Origin of the sequence: Rhodoplanes sp. SY1 (genome assembly GCF_046000175.1) — a bacterium.
In the GTDB taxonomy this organism is placed as follows: Bacteria; Pseudomonadota; Alphaproteobacteria; order Rhizobiales; family Xanthobacteraceae; genus Rhodoplanes.
In genome coordinates this window covers 41,270-57,371 of the sequence record NZ_JBEOMB010000059.1, presented here as the reverse complement: position 1 = coordinate 57,371, position 16,102 = coordinate 41,270, and the positions used below count along the sequence as shown (strand labels likewise).

The window sequence follows — 16,102 nt, the reverse complement described above, 5'->3', positions numbered from 1 at the left end:
GCCATCATGCGTGACAGGATGACCGTCACCCCTTCTTCGGCAGCGCGACGATCATGTCGAGCTCGACCCGGGCGCCGGGCGAGGAGAGCTGGTTGATGCACACCATCGTGCTGGCGGGACGCCAGTCGCCGAAATAGGGGCGCATGGCGCGGTGCATGCCGTCGCCGTCGCGGATGTCGGTCAGGTACTTCGTCACCTTGACGACGTCCTTCCAGCTCGCGCCGACCTCGTCGAGGATCGACTTGATCGCCTCCATGGCGTTCTTCGTCTGATCCTCGATCGCGTGCGGATGCACGTGCTCCTCGTCGCGATGCGGATGGTCGTGATAGAGCGCCGAGGCGGTCGCCCCCGAGATGAACATCAGGTCGCAGGCGCCGACGATGTGGACAGCCGGCGCATAGGGCATCTTGTGGGCCTGCGACGGATCGGGATGGATCGACTTCAGCTCGAAGGTCATGGACGTCTCCGGTGCGTTGATATTGGTGAGGTGCGAAGGACGTGAGAGGGATCAGTTGACGCGCCAGTGGCCGAGGCGGACGTCGATGGCGTCCTGGATCTTGGTGACGACGATGCCGAGGGTGGCGAGCACGATCAGCACGGCGAACACCTGCTCGGTCTCCAGCACCTGGCCGGCGAGATAGAGCCGCGCGCCGAGCCCGACCTTGCCGACCACCATCTCGGCGGCGACGACCAGGATGATCGACACGCCGAGCCCGAGCCGGATGCCGGCGAAGATCGACGGGATGGCGCTCGGCAGCAGCACCATGCGGATGATCTGGCGGCGCGACGCGCCGAGATCGCGGGCGGCGAGCACCAGGCCCTGGTCGCACTGGCTGATGCCCAGCACCGTGTTGATGACGACGGGGAAGAACGCGCCCAGCATGCTGATCGTCAGCATGAAGGGGCCGCCGGTGCCGAGCCAGATGATCAGCAGCGGAATCAGCGTCACCTTGGGCAGCGGATAGAGCGCGGCGATGAAGTTGTCGGCGATCGCCCGCACCCGCACCGACACGGCCATCCAGACGCCGAGCGCGACGCCGAGGACGAGCGCGATGAAGAAGCCGCCGAAGATGCGCGTGAGCGTCGCGATCAGGTCGGTCGTCAGGCCGCCGTTGCGGAACATGTCGAACAGCGCGACGACGATGCGGCTCGGTCGCGGCAGGTAGATCGGGTTGAGCTGGAGCACGATCACGGTCAGCTCCCAGGCGAGAATCACGACCGCGACCGCGATCCAGCTCAGCGCCTTGGGCTCGCCGAGGCGCGCGAGCAGGCCGCGCGGCGGCGCCGCCGGCGCGGTGTCCGGGCTCGCCAGCGGCCCGGCCGTGGTGTCGGGGCTCACGCGTCGCCTCCCTCGGTCGCCATGGCGCGGATCACCTCCTGGCGCAGCAGGCCGTAAATCTGGTCGAACAGCGCCGAGAAGCGCGGGTCGTGCGTCGTCGCCATGCTGCGCGGATGCGGCAGGTCGTTCTGGATCTCGGCGGCGATGCGGCCCGGCCGCGCCGTCATCACCAGGATGGAGTCGGCGAGCAGGATCGCCTCCTCGATCGAGTGGGTGACCAGGATCGCCGTGGTGCCGCTGCGCTCGACCAGGGTCGCGAGCTGCTCCTGCAGGACGAGGCGCGTCTGCGCGTCGAGCGCGCCGAACGGCTCGTCGAGCAGCAGGAGCTCTGGCTCCATCACCAGCGCGCGGGCGATGCCGACGCGCTGGCGCATGCCGCCGGAGAGCTGGCGCGGATATTTCTGCTCGAAGCCCGTGAGATCCACGGCGGCGAGCGCCTTCCTGGCGCGGGCGAGGCGCTCGGCCTTGGACACGCCGGCGACCTCCAGCCCGAACGCCACGTTGTCGACGATGGTGCGCCACGGGAACAGATTGAAGGCCTGCCAGACGGTGGCCATGTGGGGTGGCGCGACGTCTCGGATCGCCTGTTCGTCGGTCTCGCTGCCCAGTCTCACGAAGCGCAGCTTGCCGCGGGTCGGCGTCAGGAAGCCGCGGACGATCTGCAGCAGCGTGCTCTTACCGCAGCCGCTCGGCCCGATGATCGCCGTCACCTTGCCGGGCGCGAAGCGGCAGCTCACGTCGGACAGCGCGACCACCGGCTCGCCGCTCTTCGACGGGAAGGTGAGGCCGATGTTTTCTATGGCAATCGTCGTCGCCGACGCTCGCGGCGCCGATGCATGCGGTGCGGATGTCGCAACGGGCGGAGCGGCAGCCGGCGCTGACGACATGATGTTCACCTCCGGGGGCACGAGGCTCGGGCCGGACCCGCGGGCCGGCTGGTCTGTTGCACCGAAGCCTCGGACGTGATTATCTTCATGTCAAGATAATTGCGGAGGCAGCCGGTGCCGCGATCCGATGCAGTGTCGTCCCGCGCCGCGGGATCGTCCCGCGGTGCAGCGAGATTCGGCGATGCGGCGACTGCTGCGGACGCGATGGACCGCTTCATCGCCGAGTGGAACGCCTCGCATCCCGACATCGACGTGCACTATCTCGCGACGCTCGGTCGCATCCTTCGGCTCTCTGCGCATCTCCGCGAGGCGGTGGACGGCTGGCTGAAGCCGTTCGGCCTGACTTGGGACGTGTTCGATCTTCTCGTGACGATCCGGCGCTCCGGCGCGTCCGACGGCGTGCGGCCGACGGCGCTCTACGACGCCTGTCTCCTGTCCTCCGGCGCGATGACCAACCGCATCGACCGTGTCGAGAAGGCGGGGCTCGCGGTGCGGCGTCCCGATCCCGACGATCGCCGCGCGACGCGCGTCGCCTTGACGCGGCGCGGCGCCGTGCTCGCCGACAAGGCGATGAACGCGCACGCGGCGCACTCGCGCGACATCGCCGACCGGCTCACCGCGGCCGAGCAGGCGACGCTCGCGCACCTCCTGCGCAAGCTGCTGGCGACCTTCGAGGACGAGATGCCGAACGGGCGCGGGGAATGAGCGCGCCGGTCGAGTCGATGCCGCCGGAACGCCACCCTGTGTCGGTGGGCGAAACGCCACGACCGCGTCCGACCGCGACGGCCTTGCGGGTCGCGCCGGCCGTGGTGCACACTTCATACAAAGACTGCAGAGACGGCCGCCGCGCACGCTGCCGTTATTCACCCGCGGCATCGCTCTTGCATTTCCCGCCCCGCATCACGTCGATGCCGTTGTCCCACCCCCGGAGGCGCCCATGACCCGCTCCCTCGACCGCCGACGCTTTCTGTCCACGACCGCCGCGGCCGCCGCCGCTGCGACGATCGCGATGCCGCATGTCGCCCGATCCCAGGAGCGGGCGAAGATCCGCATCGGCGTGGTGCCGCTGATCTCGTCCGGGCCGATCTTCGTCGCCCAGGCGAAGGGCTTCTTCGACAAGGTCGGCCTCGACGTCGAGATCCGCTACTTCGCCGACGGCGTGCTGGCGATGCCGGCGCTGATCGCCGGCGAGCTCGACGCCACCGTCGCGACGCTGAATGCCGGCCTGTTCAACACCGTGTCGAAGGGCGCGCCGTTCAAGCTGATCCTCGACCGCGGCTCGGAGAAGCCGGGCTCCGGCTCGATGACCATCGCGGCGTCGAACGACATGGTGAAGGCCGGCATGACGGCGCCGAACAAGATGGCGCTTCTGAAGGGGAAGAAGGTCGCCATCCAGGCGCCGGGCGGCATCGACCAGTATCTGATCGGGCTGGGCGTGCAGCGCGCCGGCCTCGATCCGCGCACCGACGTGAACTGGTCGAGCGGGCTCGCCTACCCCGATATCGTCAAGGCGATCGGCGCCGGCCAAGCCGACGCCGCCAACGTGCCGGTGCCGCTCGGCTTCCTGGTCGAGAAGAACAATTTCGGCAAGCTGGTCTTCGCCGGCTACGACATCGAGCCGAACACCCAGCTCGCCTGCTGGGCGATGTCGCAGAAGTACCTGCAGGCGAACAAGTCGGCCGCGGTGCGCTTCGCCATGGCGCACACCCATGCGGGCCGCCTCTACAACAAGGCGGCCGCCGCCAAGGACCCGGAGGTGATCAAGATCATCTCCGAGGCGACCAAGGTGCCGCCCCCGCTGATCGAGGCCGCGGCGCCGCGCTGGACCTGGTTCAACGACGACGGCCAGCCCAATATCGAGTCCTGCATGGCGCAAGGCAGGTTCTGGACCGAGCAGATGAAGCTCGTCTCCGGCAGCGTCACCAAGGAGCAGCTGTTCGACCTGTCGCCGGCGATCGAGGCGAACGCCCAGCTCGCGACGAAGAACCCGTTCGGGTGAGCGCTGCCGGACTTCGGGTGAGCCCTGTCGGACAGAGTGGCGGCGCGATCGCGCCGCTCGTCGAGCGTCATACCAACGGCCCAGGACGCTGACTTTCACCATCACCCTGAGGTGCCCGGCGTAGCCGGGCCTCGAAGGATACGGCCAGCCAAGTCGGCGTCGCCGACTTGGCTTCGATGCTGTCGAGAGCCACTGCCCGAGGCCATTGGTATCAGATCTTCAACCGCTTGAAGACGAACCACGGCAGGTGGCGGATGATCGTCATGATCGGTCCCCAGAACCACGGCGTGTAGACGGTGCGGCGGCGCTTCTCGACGGCGCGCACGATGTCGGCGCCGACCGCGTCGGGGCTCGCGAACAGCGGCCCCTTGGCGATCGCGTCGGTCATCGGCGTATCGACGAAGCCCGGCTTCACCGTGACGATCCGCACCGGCGTGCCGGCGTATTTCTGGGCGAGACCTTCGAGGAAGCGGTCGACCCCGCCCTTCGCCGCGCCGTAGACGAAGTTCGAGGCGCGGCCGCGGTCGCCGGCGACCGAGCCGATGGTGATCAGGGCGAGCGGCGCGGCGGCCGGGCGGTCCTTCAAGAGCGCCAGCATCCACAGCGCGACGCTGACGAAGTTGACCTCGAGCGCGTTTCGCGCGGCGCCGAGATCGCGCTCGCTCGTCGCCTGGTCGCCGAGCCCGCCGTAGGCGATCAGCACCTCGTCGGGCTCGCCGAGGCGGCGGCGCAGCGCGGCGGCCTCAGCCTCGATGCCGGCGAGATCGGCGAGATCGAGCGTCGCGATGTCGGCGGCGCGCGCCCCGCCGGCGCGCAGATCGTCGGCAATCGCCGACAGGCGGGCGGCATTCTGGCCGACCAGCAGGAAGGCGGCGCCGGTCGCGGCGCGGCGGCGCGCATAGGCCTGCGCCATCGCCGAGCCGGCGCCGAGAACGAGGATGCGGGAGGGCGTGGTGGGCGTGCTCATCGGGCGTCTCCGGTCACGCGGCGCCAGAAGTCGGAGCCGAAGGCGGGATCGCGCAGCGCCGCGACCTTGCGCCAGTCGGGATAGCCGGCCTTGAACATCTCCGGCATCATCACGGCGTCCTTGGCCGGATAGATGCGGCCGCCCGCCGTGGTCGCGATCTCGGCGAGCCGGAGGAGCAGGCGCCGGGTGGGCTCGCCCTTGTCGGGAAAGTCGAGCGCCAGCGTCGCCCCCGGCATCGGGAACGACAAGACGCCTCCCGAGCGCGTCTCGCCCAAGAGCTTGAGGACGGCGAGGAACGAGCCCTGCCCCTCCGCCGCGGTCGCCTCCAGAAGCCGCACGACGGTGTCGCGCGCCGCCGGCATCGGAACGACGGACTGGTGCTGATAGAAGCCGCGCTTGCCGTAGAGCCGGTTCCAGCTCGGCAGCGCATCGAGCGGATAGAAGAACGGGTCGTAGTGTTGCGTGCAGGCGCCGACCGCATAGGGCCGCCGGCGATAGAGCGCGTTGAAGGCCCGCATCGTGACACTGTTCAGCACAAAGCCGGGCAGCTCCGGCGCGAAGCCGAGCCGCGGGGATTTGTGAACCTCGAGCCCGCCGGTTTCCGCCCAGCGCCCGCGCATGAAGAGGCCGCGACCGAGATCGTGCCCCTTGGCGAGGCAGTCGACCCATGCGACCGTGAACGGCCAGTCACGGCTGTCCTGCGCGATGCGGAAGAAGTCGTCGACGTCGCGGATCGCCAGCGATTCCGTGTGCAGCCGCGCCGCCGCGATCGGCACGAGCCGCATCTCCACCCATTCGATGAAGCCGGTCAGGCCGAGGCCGCCGACGGTCGCCGCGAACAGTTCCGCGTTCTCGTCGCGCGACAGCGTCAGGCGCTCGCCGGTCGAGCGCAGCAGCCCGAGCTTCTCCACATGGGCGCCGAAGCTGCCGGCCGTCTCGTGATTCTTGCCGTGCACGTCGTTGGCGACGGCGCCGCCGAGCGTGACGAGCTTGGTCCCGGGCGTCACCGGCACGAACCAGCCGCGCGGCACGATGGTGCGCAGCAGCCGGTCGAGCGACAGCCCGGCCTCGGCCCGCACCCGCCCGGCCTGCAGGTCGATCCACTGCAGCCGGTCGAGCCGGTCGGTGACGAGGAGGCGGCCGTTCGCGTTGAGGCACACGTCGCCATAGGAGCGGCCGAGCCCGCGGGCGAGCAGCGGCGCGCCTGGCGTCGTCACGGTGCCGGCCGCGACGTCCAGGAAGGGCGGGCGCGTCACCTCGTGCAGCGGCCGGGCGAGGCGCCCCCAGGCGGTCATCGGGGTCATCGGCATCGGGCTGATCCTGATTTTTTCATTTCGCCTCGCTCGCCCTGATTCTCGTCTCGTCCCGACGTGCTGATCCGGTCCGGCTCACGCGGCGCCGGGCTTCGGGGTGGAGAGCCGCACCGCCAGCGGCACGGCCAGGAAGCCGGCGACGGTCGCGTACCATACCGTGCCGAGCCGCAGGATGGCGGTAGCGACCAACGCCACCTCGTTCGGCACGCCCTGCAGGCCGAGCAGCATCACCATGACGATCTCGAAGCCGCCGACGCCGCCCGGTGTCATGGTGAGGCCGCCGACCACCGCGGCGAAACCGAATACGAAGGTGGCGGCGGAGAGCGACACGGGCGCATCGAGGAGATGCAGCACCGCCCACAGCGCGACCGCCTCGACGAACCACGCGACGATCCCCAGCGCCAGCGAGACCAGAAAGACCCGCCCCTGCATGACCAGCGCGGTGTCGCGGACCATGTGGCGCACCTGGATGAACAGGCGCGGCTTGACCCGAACGAGGCCGTAGGTCGCGTTCAGCATCACGATCAGGAGCCGCGGCCGTGCGAGCAGCAGCGTGCCGGCCGCGGCGACCGCCAGCACGGCCAGCACCGGACCGCGATACTGCTCGAACCCGGTCAGCCCGGCGAGGCAGAGGAGCAGCATCGCGTAGACGTCGCTGATGCGGTCGGCGAGCTGGAGCGCGATGCCGCGCCGATAGGCGAGATCGAACCGCCGTTTCAGGAACCACAGCCGAACGACCTCGCCGAGCTTGCCGGGTGACATGGTGAGTGCGAAGCCGGCCGTGTAGTAGGCCGAGGTCTCCCAGAACGGCATTGCCAGGCCGAGATGGCCGGCAAGATAGACGAACCGCCAGGTGCGGATCACGTAGTTCAGGGTCGCGAAGGCGACGACGACCAGCACCAGCCAGGCCGGCGCGTCGGCCAGCACCCGCATCGCCTTGTCGAGATCGTCGCCGGCCGCCAGCACGATGATCGCGGCGACCACCGACAGGCCGGCCAGCACCCCGGCCGTGACGCCGGCGCGGCGCAAGGCCGGGCGAAGCGCCCGCCCCCCGTCGGCCGCCGGCGGGATGCGCGCCTCCGGTTCCGCTGGTCGGTCGGTGTCGGTCATCGCCCGGACCCTACCCGTTCGGCGTAAACGAAGTTTTCCGCCCCGCTGGTGCGGCCGCCCGCGGACGCGGCCGGGCCCGGCGAGGTCGCCGGGAGCCGCGCCGCCACGACGCCAGCCCGCGCGCCACCTCCCGCGCGCTTTCGTATGCAATTTTACGCATATTCATGCAGCGAAAAACGCCGTCGAATCGTGCCGACCGTGCCCCCGGCCCCGCTCCGCGGTCGCGTCCCCGCCCGAGTCGTCGCCGGTGGCACCACAACAACGACACACAGGGAGATGATCGTGGCCGGTCGAACCGACTTTCTCGCATCGCGGCGCGCCGTGCTCGGCCTCGCCGCCGGTGGATTGGCGACCGCGGCCGCCCTGCGGCGGGCCGACGCCGCGCGGACCGCGACCAAGGCCCGGATCGTCATCGTCGGGGCCGGCGCCGCCGGCACCGCGATGGCCAACCGTCTGGTCGAGCGGCTCGACGGCGCCACCATCACGCTGGTCGACGGTCGTGCCGAGCATTGGTACCAGCCCGGCCTGTCGCTGGTCGCGGCCGGGCTGCGGCCCGCCTCCTACACGGTCTCGAAGACGACCGACTGGCTGCCGCAGGGCGTGACGCTCGTCCCGGAGGCGGCGGCCGCCATCGACCCGGTCGCCAAGACGGTGGCGACGACGAGCGGCAAGCGGCTCCCTTACGACTTCCTGATCGTCGCCCCCGGCCTGGTGCTGGACTATGCGGCGATCGAGGGCTTCTCGCTCGACCTGATCGGCCGTGGCGGCATCGGCTCGCTCTATGCGGGACCCGACTACGCGGCCAAGACCTGGGCGGTGGCCTCGGCGTTCGCCGACAAGGGCGGCAAGGGCCTGTTCACCCGGCCGGCGACCGAGATGAAGTGCGCCGGCGCGCCCCTCAAGCACACCTTCCTGATCGAGGACATCGCCGGCCGCAGCGCCGGCAAGGGTCGTTACGAGATCACCTACGCGGCCCACAACGACGCGCTGTTCAGCGTGCCGATCGTCTCCGAGAAGGTCCGCATGCTGTTCCAGGAGCGCGGCATCAAGACCGTCTACAGCCATGTGCTCAAGTCGGTCGATCCCGGCCGCCGCATCGCCACCTTCGCCACGCCGAAGGGCGATCAGCAGATGGAGTACGACTATCTGCACGTCATCCCGCCGCAGCGCGCCCCGGAGGTGATCCGCCAGTCGGGCCTCTCCTGGGGCGACCGCTGGAAGGACCAGGGCTGGGTCGAGGTCGACCAGAAGACGCTGCGCCACCGCCGCTTCCCGGAGGTGTTCGCGATCGGCGACGTCGCCGGCGTGCCCAAGGGCAAGACCGCCGCCTCGGTGAAGTGGCAGGTGCCGGTCGTCGAGGACCATCTGGTCGCGACGATCGAGGGCCGGCAGAGCAGCGCCGCCTACGACGGCTACACGTCCTGCCCGCTGATCACCCGGGTCGGCCGCGCCATGCTGGTCGAGTTCGACTACAACAACAACCTCACCCCGTCCTTCCCGGGCGTCATCGCGCCCCTGGAGGAGCTGTGGATCAGCTGGCTGATGAAGGAGGTCGCGCTGAAGGCGACCTACAACGCCATGCTGCGCGGCCGGGCCTGAGGAGGACACGTCATGAAGGAACTGACCGTCGGCACCATGGTCGCCGTGTTCGAGGAGATGTTCGGCCTCGCGCTGTTCTGGATCATGGTTCTCGTCGCCGTCGCCATCACGGCGGCCTATCTCTACGTGCTGATCCGCGACCGCAGGCTGTCGATGCGCAAATTCCTGTGGGCGCAGCTCGCGATGCCGCTCGGCGCCGTGGCGGCCGTGCTGTTCGTCCAGGCGGTGACGCATTCGGACTTCGGCGACATCGGCGGCCCGGTCGACGTGATGGTGCTGCTCGGCGTCGCCGTGCTCGGGGCGATCGGCATCGCCATCATGGTCTACACGGCGCAGTCGCTCGCCCGCGGCGTCCGCGACGCCAGCCGCCGGGCGCTGTAGCGGCGCGCCCGGCCGACGAGCGAACGACGGTCACGCGGTCGCGTCGGGCGGGCGGCCCGGCCGCGGCCGGTAGCGCGGCAGCGACCAGCCCCAGCGCAGCGCCGCCGCCCGCACCGCGAAGCCGACCGCGAAGCCGGCGACCAGCGCCGCGTCGCGCGGCACGCCGGCGAACGACAGGGCCACGAACGTCGTCGCCCCGGCCAGCGTCGCGGTCGCGTAGATCTCGCGGCTGAGGATCACCGGGCTCTCGCCGCCCAGCACGTCGCGGATGACCCCGCCGAACGTCGCCGTGATCACGCCCATGGCGGCCGCGACGATCGCGCCCGCGCCGGCCCGCAGCGCCGCCTCGGCGCCCGTCACGGCGAACAGCGCGAGGCCTATGGCATCGAGCCACAGCAGGATGCGGTGGCGCGACTGCGGGAGATGCGCCGTGAAGAAGACGACCACCGCGACGACGGCGCAGACCACCAGATAGGCCGGTGCCCGCGTCCAGAACACCGGCGCGCCCATGAGGACGTCACGCAGCGTGCCGCCGCCGATGCCGGTCGCGGTGCCCAGCATCACGAAGCCGACGACATCCATCTGCTTGCGCGAGGCGACCAGCGCGCCCGTGACGGCGAAGACGACGACACCGAGCCAATCGAGCGCGGTCGTGACGGTGTCGAGCATCGCGGCCTCCGGACGCCGCGCGGTCCGCGGCGCCGCCATGGAGGCATGGCGGGCGCCCCCGCGCAATCGTCCCGAAGAGCAAGGGTCGCAGGCCGCGGCTTCGGACGGCGAAAACTCAGTTCGGCCGCTTGTCGTTGCAGTTCGGCGTATAGGGCGCCGCCTGGGTGTGGCCGCAGGCCGTGCACTCGTAGGTCCGCATCTCGCGGCTGATCGGTCCGGCGATGCTGAAGTTGCGCGACACGACCTGACACCGATGGCCGCAGTCTTCGCACGCAGGCCGGTCGAGCACGACGTCCCGATAGAGAATCAGCGTGGCAACGGTTTCGATATCGAGCGACTGTCTCGGCAATACGATGCGTGGAACAAATCTGTGGCGTCGAATTCTGAGTCTGTCTTCATGGCCACTCATTGGAGTTGGCCTCCGTCATCGAGAGCAACAGCAAAGAGATACCACGATGTGAGAAAACAAGAATCCGTACATTCCCGTTCGCCAATGAAGCTAATACCTGACCCGCGCCAAACGCGGCGTTCATAGGCTATTAAGTCTCGTGAAAGTCCCGCTTTCGGCATGGCGGCTCCGCGCCGACGCCGTCTCTCATCCGAGCGGATTACCCTCACTACCCTGTGTGGCGGGTTTTTTCGTCGGCAGGAGAACATAAACGGCGGCCGCGAGCGCGATCGCCAGCACGACCAGGGCGGCCGGGTGATGGGCGAGCGAGGAGACCTTGCCTTCGGTGATGATCAAGGCCTGGCGCACCGAGAGCTCGAGCTGCGGCCCGATGACGAATCCGATCAGGAACGTCACCCGCGAGTAGTCGAAGCGGTGCATCAGATAGCCGACGAGCCCGAAGCCGACCATCAGGCCGACCGCGAACACCGACTTGCTCTCCAGATAAGCACCGACCAGGCACAGCATGGTGACGACCGGAACGATGATGGTGGCCGGCACCCGGGTGAGCTGCGCGAAAGCGACGAGTCCGATCCGCCCGACCACCAGCATCATCACGGCGGCGACCATCATGGCGCCGAAGATCCCGTAGATCAGCCGCGGCTGCTCCTCGAACAGGCGCGGCCCCGGCGTGACGCCGTGGATGGTCAGCGCGGCGATCAGGATCGCGGCCGAGACACTGCCCGGCAGGCCGAGCGCGAACAGCGGCACGAAGCTCGCCGGCACGACCGCGTTGTCGGCCGTCTCGGCGGCAGCGACGCCCTTCAGCTCGCCCTTGCCGAACTCTTCGCCGGGCTTCGCCATGCGCTTCGCCAGCGCGTAGGACGCGAAGGACGCGACGGTCGGCCCGAGCCCCGGCAGGAGGCCGATCGCGGTGCCGACCAGGCTCGACTGCAGGATGGTCGGCAGCACCCGGCGAAACTGCGTCCAGCCGAGCCGGTCGTCGGCGCCGCCGGCCGCGACGGTCGCCGTGTCGGCGCGCCGGCCGATCACCTCCTCGGCCTGGATGATCATCTCGGACAAGGCCAGCATCCCGACCGTGACGGCGAGCAGCGGGATGCCGTCGAACAGCTCGACCTGGCCGAAGGTGAGGCGCGGCGTGCCGCTCTCGACGTCGAGGCCGACGGTCGCGCAGAGGAGCCCGAAGGCGCCGGCCGCCAGGCCGCGGAACAGCGACTTGCCGGCCAGCGCCGCGATGAAGGTCAGCGCCAGGATCATCACGGCCGACATCTCGACCGGCCCGAAGCCGAGCGCCAGCGTCGCCAGCGGGCGCGCCAGCAGGATCAGCGCGAGCGTGCCGATCAGGTCGCCGATCACCGAGCCGTAGAGGGCGACCTTGAGGGCCTGCTTGGCCTTGCCGGCGCGCGCCAGCGGATAGCCGTCGAGACACGTCACGGCGGCATTCGGCTCGCCGGGCGTGTTGATCAGGATCGCGGTCGTCGCGCCGCCGGCGCCGGACGCCTTGGCGATGCCGATCAGAAAGCCCACGGCGGCGACCGGCGTCAGCCAGTAGCTGATCGGGATGGCGATCGCGAGCGCGGCCGGCCGGTTGAGCCCGGGCAGCACGCCGATGACGTAGCCGAGGAGCACGCCGAGGAAGACGAACAGCACCGTGACGGGCGCGAGCGCGTCGCCGAGGCCGAGAAGCACCGCGTCCATGAGCACGCCTCAGCGAACGATCAGCGGAAGACCAGCCAGACGAGGCCGGCGCAGGCGAGCGCCGCGACGACGATGCGCAGCGGCCGGCGCTCGCCCAGCACCAGCATGCCGGCCGGCACCATCGCGAGCGCGCAGCCCGCGATGCCGACGACGGGGAGCAGGCAGACGCCCAGCACCGCGACGGCGCCGATGCGCACGAACGCTCCCCAGCCGTCCGGATAGCGCTCGCCCGGCGCCGCGCGCAAAAGGCGCAGAGCCGCATCGGCGATCACGAAGACGCCGAGCGCGATGGCGCAGACGGTCGGAAACACGGCCGGCGACAGGCCGATGCCGCCGTCCGAGGTCTGGGCCGGGATGATCCAGACGACGGCGGCGAGCGCGGCGGCGCCGAGCAGCACCGCCTCGGCGACCACCGAGAGCCGCGACCGCGCGCCCGGGGTCGCCGCGGGTGCGGCGTCTCCGGCGCGGCCGGCCGCGTCGCTCACTTGGACTGCTCGATCAGCTTGCCGAAATCGTCGATGTGGCGCTTGACGGTCGCCTCCAGGGTCGCGCCGGTCTCGACGACCTGGTTCAGGCTGCGTTTCTCCATGAGCGACACGATGCTCGGATCCTTGCCGGCCGCCGCGAAGGCGTCGTCGAGCTTCTTCGCCACTGCGGCGGGCAGCCCCTTCGGCGCGACGAACAGGATCAGGTTGACGCTCGCGACGCCGTAGCCGAGCTCCTTCAGGGTCGGCACGTCGGGCAGGCCGGCGACGCGCTTGTCGCCGAGCACCGCCATGACGGCGAGCTCGCCGGCCTTGGCCTGCGGATAATAGGCGCCCGACGAGTAGCCGAGATCGACATGGCCGCCCATCACCTGGGTCACCACCTCGGCGCCGCTGCGGGTCGGCACCGGCACCAGCGACACGCCGGCCTTCTTGGCGATGGCGGTCGAGATCATCCGGTCGAGCGCCGTGTTGGAGGCGTAGTTCATGCGACCCGTCGCCTTGGCGGCCGCCATGGCGTCGTTCAGGGACTTCCAGCCATGCTTGGGCAGCGCGATGAAGGCTTCGGGAAATTCGCCGATCGCCGCCACATAGGTGAACTCGGCCGGCGTGTAGCCGAGCTTCATCAGCTGCGGATCGAGCGTGATGGTGGTGGAGGTCGTCGCGACCAGGTTGTAGCCGTCGGCCGGCATCCTGGCGAGCGCCGTCGCCGCCACGGCGCCGCCGGCGCCCGGCTTGTTCTCCACCACCACGGGCTGGCCGAGCTGCTTCGCCACCACCTCGGCGACGGCGCGCGCGACCACGTCGGTGGTGCCGCCGGCGCCGAAACCGACCGCGATGGTCACCGGCTTCTCCGGCCATTCGGCCCGTGACGGCGCCGCGAAGGCTGCGAGAAGCGCGGCGCTCCACAGGACGGATCGAACGGTGCGGGACATCGACATCGACGGCTCCTTGGGGGCGGTGAAGCGCGGGACAGTGGACGGATCGTCCGGACGAGGAGGCGGGATCCGAGCGGCGGGGACCAGCCCGGAAGACACGTGACGGAATACAAGTCACGTGACGGAATACAAGTATCGTGCCCGTTTCGCGCCTGTCCAATCGGGTCGCTCCGATCGCGTCTCACCCATCGCGTCTCGCCACGCGCGTCTCGCCGATCGCGTGCGTCCGATCGCCCTCGCCGGGTGCGGGCGGCGGGTGCGGGACGCGAGCGGCCGGTCGCGTCGTCCCTCCCCTGATACTGCAATCGCGGCGTGATGGTTCTGCCACCGTCCTCGTGCTGAACTCGATCTCTGATTCGACCGTGGAGTACGACGATCATGGCTTGCGCGACCCGGACCCGACCCGTTTTCGGCGCGATGCTCGCGTGCACGGCCGTCGTGCTGCTTCTCGCCGCGGCGGTGGCCCAGGCCCGGGTCGATCCGGCGCGGCTGTCGGCCGCGCAATCCGCGGCGGCGCGGTTCATGCAACTCGCCAAGGGCTCGGAGACCACCGGCCAAGTGCCGCGCCAGAGCGATCCGGCCGTGCGGCCGCTGCTCGACATGGTGTTCGACACCAGCGACGTCACCGGCCCGGTCAGCTTCCAGGAGCTGACGCCGCTCAGCCAGCGGATGGTGACGGGCGCCCAGATCGGCACCGTCTACATGCTGGCGGGCACCGGCACGACCGATCTGGCCGGCCTCGCCGCCGACCCGCAGGCGGACGCCAAGGTCAACCGCAACGTCGTGCGCTTCGCCCCCGAGATGGGGCGGTTCCTGGACTTCGAGCTGGTCGTCCAGAACGCCATCGTCGAGGCCGTGCTGGTGCATCTCGCCAGCGCCAAGCCGGCCGACCTCGCCCGGCCGAACTTCCAGTCCGGCCTCGCCAGCATCCGCCAGGGCAGCCTGCGCACCGTCGCGAGCGTGATCGAGACGCTGACGGTCGACGGCCTCTCCGACGAGTGGCGGCGGTCGCGGCTGCCGGCGCTCGCCGGCATCGCGCCGCGGCTCGCCCGCTTTCTCGAGCCCGGACAGCGCGCCAGCCTGGAGCAGCTCGCCATGGCCTGCGCGGACGCGATGGCCGATCCCAGCCTCAAGCGCAGCCTGCAGGCCTTCGCCCGCACCGTCGCGGGCAGCTGAGCCGCCTCGTCTCGGAGAGCGTTGTCGGTTTCGTCGTATCCCTCCTCGATTTCCACTCGTCCCCGCGAAGGCGCGGAACCAGGAGCCGCACGACGTGAGCCCCTGGATTCCCGCTTTCGCGGGAATGAGCGGAGTATGGGGCGCCTTCAATGGAGACTGCTCTGGACATCGCGAAACGCCGCACCGCGAGTTGTCGGCCGGCCGACCGCCGTGCCATGGTGCGCGGTCGCTGCCCGGACCGAAAGTTGTCTCGATGAGCTTCGCGTCGTCGCCCGCCGGCTCGCCGCCGCCGTCCTCCCCGTCGTCCACCACACCGGCGTCGCGCTGGCGCCGCCTGCAGGCGGCGACCGATGCGGTGCATCGGGCACTGGATGCGCGCATCATGATGGGCGACCCGTTCCGCGACCGCGCGCGTTACGCCCGCTTCCTGGCGATGCAGCTGCAGATTTTTCGCGACGTCGATGCGCTGTATGCGGATCCCGGACTCCGCGCCGTGTTCCCGGATCTCGCCGAGCGCCGGCGGCTGCATCTCGCCGAGCAGGACGCGATCGACATCGGGCTCGATCCGGTCCCCCTCGACGCGCCGGCCGTCGCTCCGCCGATCGACGTGCCGACCGGCATGGGCTGGCTCTACGTGATCGAGGGGGCCGATCTCGGCTCGCCCTTCCTGCTGCAGGAGACGATCAAGATCGGCATCGGCGAGGACTTCGGCGCCCGCCACATGCGCGGCCATCCGCAGGGCCGCGGGCTGCACTGGCGCCACTTCACCGAGGCGCTCGACGCCGCCGTCATGAGCGAGGTCGAGGAGGCGCGCCTGATCGCCGGCGCCGAGGCGGCGTTCGAGCGGGTGAACCGGCTGTTCGCGCTGGCCGGCCTCGCCCCTGGCGACTGACGCGCCTGTAAGAAAGCACCTCCTTTTCGTTCGTCCGGCTCCGCCCGTCCGGCGGACGCGCGGGCCGATGTCCGGCACCCGGCACGCGCGCCGGAACTCTCGCGGATTCCACACGTTACGGCAGGTCACAGGCGTTCCCCCGCGGCCTCGCCGAGCAGCGGGTCCGTCAAAGAGGTTTTTCGACCCTTCCGACGAGGCTTTCTGGTGCATCCCCCGCGTTCGTGTCCGGCCGACCCGCCC

Annotated in this window: 17 protein-coding genes; 6 read left to right on the top strand and 11 right to left on the bottom strand. The window is 70.2% G+C overall.

The genetic code is table 11. The annotated features are described in order from the left end of the window. Positions 1 to 25: 25 nt before the first annotated feature. From ABTU92_RS16170 to ABTU92_RS16160, 3 genes are read right to left on the bottom strand one after another with little or no spacing between them, the layout of a single operon-like run. The gene (locus ABTU92_RS16170) at positions 26 to 457 is read right to left on the bottom strand and encodes a RidA family protein (RefSeq protein WP_111358046.1); all 432 of its coding nucleotides are present in this window, start codon (positions 455 to 457) and stop codon (positions 26 to 28) included. A gap of 51 nt (positions 458 to 508) precedes the next feature. Further along, positions 509 to 1,339, bottom strand: coding sequence for an ABC transporter permease (locus tag ABTU92_RS16165; RefSeq protein ID WP_408092401.1), 831 nt, complete (start codon positions 1,337 to 1,339; stop codon positions 509 to 511). Continuing rightward, positions 1,336 to 2,094, bottom strand: a complete 759-nt coding sequence (locus ABTU92_RS16160) for an ABC transporter ATP-binding protein (RefSeq protein WP_408092399.1) — start codon at positions 2,092 to 2,094, stop codon at positions 1,336 to 1,338. The genes ABTU92_RS16165 and ABTU92_RS16160 overlap by 4 nt, the downstream gene beginning before the upstream one ends. A 336-nt stretch (positions 2,095 to 2,430) precedes the next feature. Between ABTU92_RS16160 and ABTU92_RS16155 the strand changes: the two genes are divergently transcribed. Together ABTU92_RS16155 and ABTU92_RS16150 are read left to right on the top strand one after the other, a co-directional pair. Continuing rightward, positions 2,431 to 2,931, top strand: a complete 501-nt coding sequence (locus tag ABTU92_RS16155; RefSeq protein ID WP_408092397.1) for a MarR family winged helix-turn-helix transcriptional regulator — start codon at positions 2,431 to 2,433, stop codon at positions 2,929 to 2,931. Positions 2,932 to 3,163: 232 nt separating this feature from the next. Further along, positions 3,164 to 4,225, top strand: a complete 1,062-nt coding sequence (locus ABTU92_RS16150; protein WP_408092395.1) for an ABC transporter substrate-binding protein — start codon at positions 3,164 to 3,166, stop codon at positions 4,223 to 4,225. Positions 4,226 to 4,436: 211 nt separating this feature from the next. Here ABTU92_RS16150 and ABTU92_RS16145 read toward each other — a convergent pair whose 3' ends face one another. The 3 genes from ABTU92_RS16145 to ABTU92_RS16135 form a co-directional block, all read right to left on the bottom strand. Then, positions 4,437 to 5,192, bottom strand: coding sequence for an SDR family NAD(P)-dependent oxidoreductase (locus ABTU92_RS16145; RefSeq protein WP_408092393.1), 756 nt, complete (start codon positions 5,190 to 5,192; stop codon positions 4,437 to 4,439). Next, positions 5,189 to 6,502, bottom strand: coding sequence for an FAD-dependent oxidoreductase (locus ABTU92_RS16140; protein WP_408092391.1), 1,314 nt, complete (start codon positions 6,500 to 6,502; stop codon positions 5,189 to 5,191). Before ABTU92_RS16140 ends, ABTU92_RS16145 begins: the two co-directional genes overlap by 4 nt. A gap of 78 nt (positions 6,503 to 6,580) precedes the next feature. Next, positions 6,581 to 7,615, bottom strand: coding sequence for a lysylphosphatidylglycerol synthase transmembrane domain-containing protein (locus ABTU92_RS16135; protein ID WP_408092389.1), 1,035 nt, complete (start codon positions 7,613 to 7,615; stop codon positions 6,581 to 6,583). 282 nt (positions 7,616 to 7,897) lie between these two features. Here ABTU92_RS16135 and ABTU92_RS16130 point away from each other — a divergent pair, with 282 nt between their 5' ends. Together ABTU92_RS16130 and ABTU92_RS16125 are read left to right on the top strand one after the other, a co-directional pair. After that, positions 7,898 to 9,214 carry an FAD/NAD(P)-binding oxidoreductase gene (locus tag ABTU92_RS16130; RefSeq protein WP_408092387.1) on the top strand — a complete coding sequence of 439 codons (1,317 nt, stop codon included), beginning with the start codon at positions 7,898 to 7,900 and terminating at the stop codon, positions 9,212 to 9,214. A gap of 12 nt (positions 9,215 to 9,226) precedes the next feature. Next, positions 9,227 to 9,595 (top strand): DUF5368 domain-containing protein, encoded by a 369-nt coding sequence (locus ABTU92_RS16125; protein ID WP_408092385.1) that lies wholly within the window; start codon positions 9,227 to 9,229, stop codon positions 9,593 to 9,595. A gap of 30 nt (positions 9,596 to 9,625) precedes the next feature. Here the strand turns inward: ABTU92_RS16125 and ABTU92_RS16120 are convergent, their stop codons facing one another. From ABTU92_RS16120 to ABTU92_RS16100, 5 genes are all read right to left on the bottom strand, one after another. After that, a complete protein-coding gene (locus ABTU92_RS16120; RefSeq protein WP_408092383.1) occupies positions 9,626 to 10,264 on the bottom strand; it encodes a trimeric intracellular cation channel family protein in 639 nt (212 codons plus the stop codon). A 115-nt stretch (positions 10,265 to 10,379) separates the two neighbouring features. Continuing rightward, positions 10,380 to 10,505, bottom strand: coding sequence for a hypothetical protein (locus ABTU92_RS16115; protein WP_274611529.1), 126 nt, complete (start codon positions 10,503 to 10,505; stop codon positions 10,380 to 10,382). Positions 10,506 to 10,859: 354 nt separating this feature from the next. After that, a complete protein-coding gene (locus tag ABTU92_RS16110) occupies positions 10,860 to 12,371 on the bottom strand; it encodes a tripartite tricarboxylate transporter permease (protein ID WP_408092381.1) in 1,512 nt (503 codons plus the stop codon). A 20-nt stretch (positions 12,372 to 12,391) separates the two neighbouring features. After that, positions 12,392 to 12,856 (bottom strand): tripartite tricarboxylate transporter TctB family protein, encoded by a 465-nt coding sequence (locus tag ABTU92_RS16105; protein ID WP_408092379.1) that lies wholly within the window; start codon positions 12,854 to 12,856, stop codon positions 12,392 to 12,394. Then, positions 12,853 to 13,797: a tripartite tricarboxylate transporter substrate binding protein gene (locus tag ABTU92_RS16100; protein WP_408092377.1), complete on the bottom strand. Its 945-nt coding sequence runs from the start codon at positions 13,795 to 13,797 to the stop codon at positions 12,853 to 12,855. The genes ABTU92_RS16105 and ABTU92_RS16100 overlap by 4 nt, the downstream gene beginning before the upstream one ends. A gap of 375 nt (positions 13,798 to 14,172) precedes the next feature. Here ABTU92_RS16100 and ABTU92_RS16095 point away from each other — a divergent pair, with 375 nt between their 5' ends. Continuing rightward, complete coding sequence (locus tag ABTU92_RS16095) at positions 14,173 to 14,970, top strand: hypothetical protein (protein WP_408092375.1); 798 nt, start codon at positions 14,173 to 14,175, stop codon at positions 14,968 to 14,970. Positions 14,971 to 15,223: 253 nt separating this feature from the next. After that, a complete protein-coding gene (locus ABTU92_RS16090; RefSeq protein ID WP_408092373.1) occupies positions 15,224 to 15,862 on the top strand; it encodes a biliverdin-producing heme oxygenase in 639 nt (212 codons plus the stop codon). Positions 15,863 to 16,102: the final 240 nt, after the last annotated feature.

Excerpts from the sequence above, each read along its gene's own strand:
- ABTU92_RS16170 (WP_111358046.1), bottom strand. The coding sequence starts at position 457 with ATGACCTTCGAGCTGAAGTCGATCCATCCCGATCCGTCGCAGGCCCAC.
- ABTU92_RS16155 (WP_408092397.1), top strand. The coding sequence starts at position 2,431 with ATGGACCGCTTCATCGCCGAGTGGAACGCCTCGCATCCCGACATCGAC.
- ABTU92_RS16150 (WP_408092395.1), top strand. The coding sequence starts at position 3,164 with ATGACCCGCTCCCTCGACCGCCGACGCTTTCTGTCCACGACCGCCGCG.
- ABTU92_RS16145 (WP_408092393.1), bottom strand. The coding sequence starts at position 5,192 with ATGAGCACGCCCACCACGCCCTCCCGCATCCTCGTTCTCGGCGCCGGC.
- ABTU92_RS16140 (WP_408092391.1), bottom strand. The coding sequence starts at position 6,502 with ATGCCGATGACCCCGATGACCGCCTGGGGGCGCCTCGCCCGGCCGCTG.
- ABTU92_RS16135 (WP_408092389.1), bottom strand. The coding sequence starts at position 7,615 with ATGACCGACACCGACCGACCAGCGGAACCGGAGGCGCGCATCCCGCCG.
- ABTU92_RS16125 (WP_408092385.1), top strand. The coding sequence starts at position 9,227 with ATGAAGGAACTGACCGTCGGCACCATGGTCGCCGTGTTCGAGGAGATG.
- ABTU92_RS16120 (WP_408092383.1), bottom strand. The coding sequence starts at position 10,264 with ATGCTCGACACCGTCACGACCGCGCTCGATTGGCTCGGTGTCGTCGTC.
- ABTU92_RS16110 (WP_408092381.1), bottom strand. The coding sequence starts at position 12,371 with ATGGACGCGGTGCTTCTCGGCCTCGGCGACGCGCTCGCGCCCGTCACG.
- ABTU92_RS16100 (WP_408092377.1), bottom strand. The coding sequence starts at position 13,797 with ATGTCGATGTCCCGCACCGTTCGATCCGTCCTGTGGAGCGCCGCGCTT.
- ABTU92_RS16095 (WP_408092375.1), top strand. The coding sequence starts at position 14,173 with ATGGCTTGCGCGACCCGGACCCGACCCGTTTTCGGCGCGATGCTCGCG.
- ABTU92_RS16090 (WP_408092373.1), top strand. The coding sequence starts at position 15,224 with ATGAGCTTCGCGTCGTCGCCCGCCGGCTCGCCGCCGCCGTCCTCCCCG.